An 8,579-nucleotide genomic window follows, 5' to 3' on the forward strand; every position below is an offset into this window, starting at 1 on the left:
TCTTGACCTAATAAATTATGTACAGACACATTAGAAATTTCTTTAGTATAAGATAAATTTAATACATCTTTTACAGGATTAGGATAAGCTGAGAAACCAGTTAAATCGAAAGATTGAGCACTTAAAGTTGCGTCGTAAGCTGAAATACTAAACCTCCCTGTAGCACCATCATAACCAAAAGCTCTAATTAATAGTGTATCTCCACCCGTAAGTCCTGTTAATGACATCAATGATAAAGCTAATGTAGCTGCTCCATCATCATCACAACCTACCTGAGTAAGCGCTCCACAAGTACCTGTATAGGCAGCTATAACAGTATCTACATCAGGACTTCCTAATGAATCTACTCCAGTTTCAATTGTAATTGTACCAGAAGCAGGAACAACCACGCTATACCAAACATCTTTAGCAGCTGTTGCAAAATTTAAGTTTCCGCAAGTTGGGATTGGAGTTTCTGCACTTAATGAAGCGCCTATGTTTGTACCATCAATATCTTGATCTGTAAAAATTCCTCCAGCTGTTAACACAATCGGTGTTGTTATACAATCATCATTAGCAGGTGGTAAAGCCACTGTTGTAAATGATATAGTAGACCATATACTAAAACTAGCACCTCCACAAGCAGAACGAACATGGAAATAATAAGTTGTATTTGGTGTTAAACCAGTTGCATTATATGTAATAGCAGCTGTTGGAGTACCTGCTCCAGCTGGATCTGTAGCTACTTGATCTAAAACATATTCGTAATTAGGAGCTACAGCATTCCAAGAAATATCAGCGGTAGTTGTTGTAATATTAGCACTTGCTAAACCTGTTGGTTGTGGACAAGCTGGTGATAATCTAATTTCAAAATTGTCTATTGAAAATTCAATATCTGCCCCACCATCTGTTGCACCCTCAACACCTCTATAAGCAAAACGCACATTTTGACCCGCATACGCATCTAAATCTATAATATTTGTAGTACCTGTGTTAGATGGCTGATTTGTGTCATTGTATGTGTGTAAAACTGTCCAGTTTGTTGTTCCAGTAGAAACTAAAACTTCGATAAAATCATCTGCTTCCCATGGTGTTGTTGGTGCAGTTGTAGCATTAAATTGAACTGCTGCAGCATCAAATTTTAACTCATATCCTGTTGCAGGAATAGTATATAAAGGAGAAAGTATCCAGTCATTAGCACCTGTAGTAAATATATTAATATCCATAGCGCCTGTAGCACCCACATTACCAAAACCATCAACATTCCAATCGTCGCTTGTTCCAAACGTAGCTGGACCAGCAATTAAATCACCGTTATCGGCTTCTTGCCAACAACTTGGTACATATGTTACAAAATTTTCAGTAGCAGGCACTGTATTAATTGGGCAAGATACAATTGAGCATACTGTTGAATAAGCTATAATACCTGAATTTGCACAAGTAATTCTTAATCTATAAAAAATAGGTGTTCCTGTATAAGCAGGTGGCGTATATACAGTTGTTGTTGCTCCTGTACCACCTACAGCATTAACATAAGCTATACCATCTGCAGATTCTTCCCATTGTAGTGTTAAACCAGTTACACCTGACGATGAACCAGTAACTGCTAAATTACCTGGAAGTGCTCCAGGCAACAAAGTTAAACTTGTTGGAGCTACTGTACCTCCTGTTGGTGTTCCTGAACATGGTATTGGTGGTGACCAAGTATAAGTCAAACCTGTAGCAACAACATTTGCTGGTGCCACATTGTTAAATAACATTCCTGATGTATTAACTGTACCTTGAAGAGAATTTACCCAGTCATCATTTGTCCCTTTTGTATTTCTTCTATTATTCACATTCGTTGCAAAATTAGTATCAGGACCTCTTAATCCTACCTGATTTACTGTAGTGAATGTCGATAAACCTGGCGAACAATTACCATAAACTATACTAATAGCATTTGTTGTTTCACTTAATCTAATTTGAAAATTCAAATTCATATGCTGAACTGTCCCTAAAGTAGTCCCAAATCGTTTAAAATTTGAATATTGTACAACAAATACTCTATTTGGGGCAACACCTTCAGTAACATATTGTATGTTAGAGGATGAACCTCCACTTCGTACCGTACCAGCAGTACCGGTAGTAGTTGCAGCTAGACTCATTGTTACAGTTGTACCAACAATAGCCGTTACTGTAGTAGTAAGCGGAATTCCTGTTCCTGTAAGAAAATCTCCCACTTGAAGTATCCCTACATTAGAAACATTTGTAAGATCTAAAGAACCAAGAGTTCTATTTGCTGTAAAAACATAACCTGCTTCTAAGTCTCTACCAAAAGGCGCAATAGCGCCAGCATAAGCAGTATTAAGAGAAATAGGAGTATAAGTTCCGCCTGCAGGCGCAGTAGCTCCAAATGTAATGAATCCGTTAGATGATACATTCAAACCATCATAACCTACCCCATCATATACAAAAGAAAAAGGGATAGTAGCGGCTGGCAGATTATAAATAACGTCATCCATCGTTGCTACACCAGAAACACCACTAGTGCAACTTGCAATTGTTGTTCCACCAGTAATTGGCGTATAAGTCCCTGCACCTTGCGAAAACGCATAAGATGCAACTTGCCCATAACTTCCCGTAACTACAGCAAGCATAAGAGCTAAAAATAAAGTAATTTTTTTCATGTTTTAAAAATTTGATTAGTCAAGCAATTTAGTTAAAATTTTACACTTATTTTAATCTACAAGATAAATAATCGATGAAATGCAAAAAAAAAGCCACAAAATACATTCGTGGCTTTTTTCTAGGTATTTAATTATATTATTCTATGCTTGAAACATTTACCATTTCATTAGTATCTACCTTATAATCAACTCCTTCAAATCCAAATCCGAAAAGATTATGAAAATCATGTCTATAACCTTCTAAATCTCCAATATCTGGTAAAGCTTCCGTTGTGGCTTGCGACCATAGTTTAGCTACTTTTTCCTGAACATCATCACTTAATTCCCAATCGTCAATTCTTATTCTTCCTTTATCATCTACTGCAACTTCATTTCCAGAATACAAACGTTGCGAATACAAACGCTGTATTTGCTCTATACAACCTTCATGTGTTCCTTTTTCTTTCATTGTTTTATACAATAAAGAAATATACAAAGGAATTACTGGAATAGCTGAACTTGCTTGTGTGACTAAGGCTTTATTAACAGATACATATGCTTTTCCACCAATATCTTTTAAAGAATCTGTAATAGAGAATGCAGTTGCTTCCATATCATCTTTGGCACGACCAATTGTTCCTTTTCTATAAACTGCTTCTGTCAATGATGATCCGATATAAGAATACGACACTGTTGTTGCTCCATTGGCAAGTAAATTTGCATCTTTTAAGGCATTCATCCACATAGACCAATCTTCACCACCCATTACAATTACAGTATTTTCGATATCATCACCTTCACAGGGAGCAATAGAAATATCAGTAACTTTTCCTGTATGAAAATCGACTGTTTTGTTTGTATATGTACTTCCAATTGGTTTTAAAACAGAACGATGCGTAACTCCTGTAACTGGATGTGTTCTTACTGGCGATGCCAAACTGTATATTACTAAATCTATTTGACCTAAATCTTTTTTGATTAAATCGATAGTTTGTTGCTTAACTTCGTTAGAAAATGCGTCTCCATTGATGCTTTTTGCATACAATCCTGCTTTTTCAGCTTCATTTTCAAAAGCTGCCGAATTATACCAACCTGGCGATGCCGTTTTACCTTCAGTTGGTGGTTTTTCAAAAAAAACACCAATTGTAGATGCATCACACCCAAAAGCACTTGTAATTCTTGATGCTAGTCCAAAGCCAGTAGATGCTCCAATTACTAAAACTCTCTTTGCCCCTTCAATTTTTCCTTTTGATTTAACATAAGCTATTTGATTTTTTACGTTTTGTTCACAACCTTTTGGATGTGCAGTCAAACAGATAAATCCTCGCATTCTTGGCTCTATAATCATATTTTTTATTATTTATTCGTAGTTTGTTTATTTGATAGTAACAAAAGTATTATAAAAATTTAGTTCAGCAACGACTTTGCATGATTAAGTGCTGAATCTGAAATATCTTTTCCTGACAACATTTCGGCAATTTCAATAACTCGCTCATTTTGAGATAATAACTTCAGTTCAGAAATAGTACTTTCTCCTTGTATCGATTTAAAAACTTTATAATGCTGATCTCCTTTTGCTGCAATTTGAGGTAAATGTGTTATGGCAAAAACTTGCATTTTATGACTCATTCCTTTCATAATATCTCCCATTTTGTGAGCTATTTCTCCTGAGACTCCTGTATCAATCTCATCAAAAATAATAGTTGGAAGTTTTGAATAATTAGCTAAAATTGCTTTTACAGCCAACATAATTCGTGACATTTCACCACCTGAAGCCACTTTTTTAAGCAATCCAAAATCAGTTCCTTTATTGGCAGAAAAAAGCAATTGTACTTCATCTTTTCCTGAAGTTAGATAACTTTCTACTTGCTTAATTTCAAATTGAAATCTTGCGTTTGGCATTCCTAATTGTACTAAAACTTCAATTATTTGATCTGTTAAAACTGGAATTTCTTTGCTTCTATTTTTAGATATTTCTGAAGCTATTTTATTTAAAATTTGACTGTTTTCTTGAACTTGGTTTTCAAGCTTTTTAATTTGATTCTCTAAATCATCAACTAAAACTAATTTGTTGTCCAAATCATTCTGAATTACCATCAATTCTTCAACAGATTCTACTTGATGTTTCTTTTGTAACGCATAAATAGTTTGCAATTTTTGATTAACTAAATCTAATTTTTCTGGATCGTTAACTAACTTTTCTGCTTGTTGAAATAATTCAGTATTTATATCTTCAAATTCAATTAAAACACTCGAAGTTCGCTCAAAAAGTTGATTATATTCTGATGATAAACTTGCAATTTTTTGAAGCGAAATCTTTACTTCTTTCAGGTTTTGAATAATCCCTATTTGCTCTTCATTGGTCACAGCCAAAGATTTATCAATTGATTCTTTGATAAATTCAATATTATTCAATTTTTCAAAAACACTTTCCAATTCCGATTGTTCGTTAGCTTTTAAGTTTGCCGAAAGCAATTCTTCTAACAAAAATGAATTGTAATCTTGTTCCTTAGACAAAGCTTCCTTTTCAGTTTGAAGCTTTTTTAATTCGTTTTTTGCCGATTTATATTTAGATAAATTTTGTTTGTATTCTTGCAATAAATTTTGATTATTAGCAATAGCATCAAGAATTTGAATTTGATACTCTTCGTTTGATAATTCTTGAGTTTGATGTTGCGAATGAATATCTAACAAAAAATCACTTAAGTCTTGTAATTCCGTCAAATTTACTGGACTATCATTTACAAATGCTCGAGATTTACCCGATGGCAAAATTTCTCGACGAATGATTGTTGTATCTTCATAATCGAGATCATTTGCTGTAAAAAAATCTTGCAGGTTGTATTTATTGATTTCAAATTGTGCTTCAATGACACATTTTTGATCTTTATCTTTTAGCGAAGTTAAATCGGCACGTTTTCCTAAAACCAGCCCTAAAGCTCCTAAAAGTATCGATTTCCCCGCTCCAGTTTCACCAGTAATAATAGAGAATTGGTTAGAAAAATTCATTTCTAACTGTTCTATTAATGCGAAATTTTTTATAGATAAAGACGTTAGCATAATGAGAAATTAATAACTAATTTTTCCCCACTTGCTCGAATTTGTTGGAGACAATTTATTAAGCGAATTTATTACTTCGGCAACATCAATCTTTGGTCCATCTGCATAAACACTTAATATTTCGTCAGCTTTAGCATCAAAAAAAACTCTCAAAAGGTAAGCATTTGGTCTAGTATCGGAAACTTCTGTCAATGTTTTTAAGGCAATCTTTATATTTTCTTTAGCTGCCTTTGGGTTGTTAGACATTAAATCTAAAGCTTTCAAATGGTATTCGTACATTGCTTTTCTAAACGGAATATAGGTTGGCGAAAGCATATCATTTATAAGAAAATATCGATTCTGATTTTTTTCAGATTGACTCCAACCTTTTATTTGGCTTTGTTGCGCAACGCTAGCAATATTTTGAGCATTCTCTAATGATTTTGAACCGCCTTCCAGTCCAAATGTATCTGCATCTACACCAATTATTAAATTTGCATAAAAAGACATTATTGAAACTAAATTAGAATCAAATGAATTTTCATTGAAAGTTAAATTTTGAAATTCTACATAAGTAAAGTTAAGATCCTTGTCGTTTATATTTATAATTGGCGACATATATGTCGAGTTATAAACTGGTCTTGATGCTTGTACTTGCAACGTTCCTTCAAACTGATCAACATTAAAAGTTGTAATTGTAAAGAAGAATGAACATTCTATTTTTTCTGAACCTTTATAGTTTTGTCCTGACCATTTTGTGTTATTCACAAACTCTGTTAGCGATTTTTTGAGTGTTTTAAATACTTGCTGATTGGTTGCACCAACTTGATCTGTATTAAAGTTTACAGAACAATTTAGCTCCTGAGCTTGTGCAAAACCAAAAAATAATAGTGTTATAAGACCAATTATTTTACGCATAATGAGAAACAATTTTATTTACAATATCAATAGCTACAGCTTCCTTCGATTTTAAATTTTCTGGTTCAATTTTAAAATTCTTGTCTATAAATGTAACCTTATTTGTTGGTTTTCCAAAACCAGCACCTGAATCATTTAAAGAATTAAGAACTATCAAATCTAGGTTTTTTTTCTGGATTTTCAATTTAGCATTTTCAATTTCATTTTCAGTTTCAAGAGCGAAACCAATTAGAAATTGATTTTTCTTGATTTGACCCAATGATGCTAAAATATCTTTTGTTTTTTCTAGTTCTATAGTAAACGTAGGTTCGCTCTTTTTTATTTTCTGTGTTGCTACATTTTTTGGGCGATAATCAGCAACCGCTGCGGCAGCAATCATTACATCTGAATTGCTAAAATACTGATGACAAACATCGTACATTTCTTGAGCCGATGTAACTCTGACTAAATTTATTAACGAATTTTTAATTTGTAAATGCGTAGGTCCAGAAACTAAAGTGACTTGAGCTCCTAAATTTGCTGCTGCTTGAGCAATATCGAAACCCATTTTTCCTGAAGAATGATTTCCTATAAAACGAACAGGATCTATGGCTTCATAAGTTGGTCCAGCCGTAATCAATATTTTTTTTCCCTTTAGAGGTAATTTACTTTCTATATCTTTTTCAAGAAAAGCAATAATATTTTCAGGTTCAGCCATGCGTCCTTCACCTGAAAGTCCGCTGGCTAATTCTCCACTTTCTGCCGGAATTATAATGTTTCCATATTTGGCGAAAGCCTCAAAATTAGTTTTAGTTGACGGATGTTTGTACATATCTAAATCCATTGCAGGAGCAAAATATACAGGACATTTTGCCGAAAGATATGTTGCAATAAGTAGATTATCGCAATTACCAGAAACCATCTTAGACATTGTGTTTGCGGTTGCTGGTGCAATAATCATATAATCTGCCCAAAGTGCTAAATCTACATGATTGTTCCATATTGCATCGTCATCTTCTTCGTTAAAAAAAGAGGAATGAACAGGGTTTTTAGACAGTGTAGAAAGTGTAAGTGGTGTAACAAAATCCTTAGAAGCAGGAGTCATTATCACTTGGACATGTGCTCCTGCTTTTATGAATAACCTAACTAATGAAGCTGATTTATAAGCGGCAATTCCACCAGAAACTCCTAGTATTATTTTTTTACCACTTAAAATAGACATCTGTAGTTTTATTTTTCAGATTTATAGTAAATTTTATTTTCTAACCATTCTTCAACAGCTAGCGCGTGTGCTTTTGGCAATTTTTCGTAAAATTTAGATACTTCGATTTGTTCTTTGTTTTCGAAAACTTCTTCTAAACTATCGTTATAAGTAGCAAACTCTTCTAATTTTTCGATTAGCTCTTTTTTAATTTCAGCATTAATTTGGTTTGCTCTTTTAGCCATTATGGTAATCGCCTCATAAACATTTCCAGTTGGTTCTTCAATTACTGTTTTGTTATACGTAACTGTGTTTACTGGAGCTGTAGTCTTTTTTAAATCCATGACTTTTTTATTTAGAAAATTGTTGTAAATCTTTGTCTATTTTAGCTAACATTTCGTCAGCCTTTTTTTTGTATTCTGTATTTGAATTAAAACTAATTAAAGCTGCTTGTGCCGCTTTTGCTACGTTTAATCTTTCTTCCATTTTTGAAGGCACACTATTTATTGCTAATTGGTAACATGCGTTTAGCTTATAATACAATGCTTGTTCTTTGTATGGTGTTCCAGGATAATCAGCTATAAAATTATCTAAAGCTTTAATTGCTGGTTTGTAATCTTCAATTGTATTGTATTGTTTAGCAATTTCAAATGCTTTTTTCTCTAATTTTTCTCTCAATAATTGCACGACAACGTTTGCATCTGCTAAATACGAAGAATTAGGATATTTATTGATAAAATCCTGTAACTTGTTAATTGCTTTATCCGTATCTACTTGATCTAACGAATAAAGTGGGGATAATTGTGAATATGACT

At 33.3% G+C, this 8,579-nt stretch carries 6 protein-coding genes and 1 pseudogene; all 7 read right to left on the bottom strand.

Annotated features, from left to right (window positions below; translation table 11 throughout):
* A pseudogene (locus ACHZC3_RS09505) lies at positions 1-2,648 on the bottom strand (hypothetical protein); the annotation flags it as partial.
* Positions 2,649-2,784: 136 nt separating this feature from the next.
* Entirely contained in the window at positions 2,785-3,975 is a 1,191-nt protein-coding gene (gene fabV / locus ACHZC3_RS09510; RefSeq protein WP_394759627.1) for an enoyl-ACP reductase FabV, read from the bottom strand.
* 59 nt (positions 3,976-4,034) lie between these two features.
* Complete coding sequence (gene recN / locus ACHZC3_RS09515; protein ID WP_394759628.1) at positions 4,035-5,687, bottom strand: DNA repair protein RecN; 1,653 nt, start codon at positions 5,685-5,687, stop codon at positions 4,035-4,037.
* A 9-nt stretch (positions 5,688-5,696) separates the two neighbouring features.
* Positions 5,697-6,584: a DUF4835 family protein gene (locus ACHZC3_RS09520; RefSeq protein ID WP_394759629.1), complete on the bottom strand. Its 888-nt coding sequence runs from the start codon at positions 6,582-6,584 to the stop codon at positions 5,697-5,699.
* Positions 6,577-7,785, bottom strand: coding sequence for a bifunctional phosphopantothenoylcysteine decarboxylase/phosphopantothenate--cysteine ligase CoaBC (coaBC, locus tag ACHZC3_RS09525; protein ID WP_394759630.1), 1,209 nt, complete (start codon positions 7,783-7,785; stop codon positions 6,577-6,579). The genes ACHZC3_RS09520 and coaBC overlap by 8 nt, the downstream gene beginning before the upstream one ends.
* Before the next feature lie 8 nt (positions 7,786-7,793).
* Complete coding sequence (locus tag ACHZC3_RS09530; protein WP_394759631.1) at positions 7,794-8,108, bottom strand: DNA-directed RNA polymerase subunit omega; 315 nt, start codon at positions 8,106-8,108, stop codon at positions 7,794-7,796.
* Between the two features lie 7 nt (positions 8,109-8,115).
* Positions 8,116-8,579 (bottom strand): outer membrane protein assembly factor BamD (locus tag ACHZC3_RS09535; RefSeq protein WP_394759632.1); only part of this gene is annotated, 464 nt, incomplete at its 5' end.

This window comes from Flavobacterium sp., assembly GCF_043720215.1.
In the GTDB taxonomy this organism is placed as follows: Bacteria; Bacteroidota; Bacteroidia; order Flavobacteriales; family Flavobacteriaceae; genus Flavobacterium.

Bases quoted from the DNA above. Each gene is read 5' to 3' on its own strand.
- ACHZC3_RS09530 (WP_394759631.1), bottom strand. From the start codon at position 8,108: ATGGATTTAAAAAAGACTACAGCTCCAGTAAACACAGTTACGTATAAC.
- ACHZC3_RS09520 (WP_394759629.1), bottom strand. From the start codon at position 6,584: ATGCGTAAAATAATTGGTCTTATAACACTATTATTTTTTGGTTTTGCA.
- recN (WP_394759628.1), bottom strand. From the start codon at position 5,687: ATGCTAACGTCTTTATCTATAAAAAATTTCGCATTAATAGAACAGTTA.
- fabV (WP_394759627.1), bottom strand. From the start codon at position 3,975: ATGATTATAGAGCCAAGAATGCGAGGATTTATCTGTTTGACTGCACAT.
- coaBC (WP_394759630.1), bottom strand. From the start codon at position 7,785: ATGTCTATTTTAAGTGGTAAAAAAATAATACTAGGAGTTTCTGGTGGA.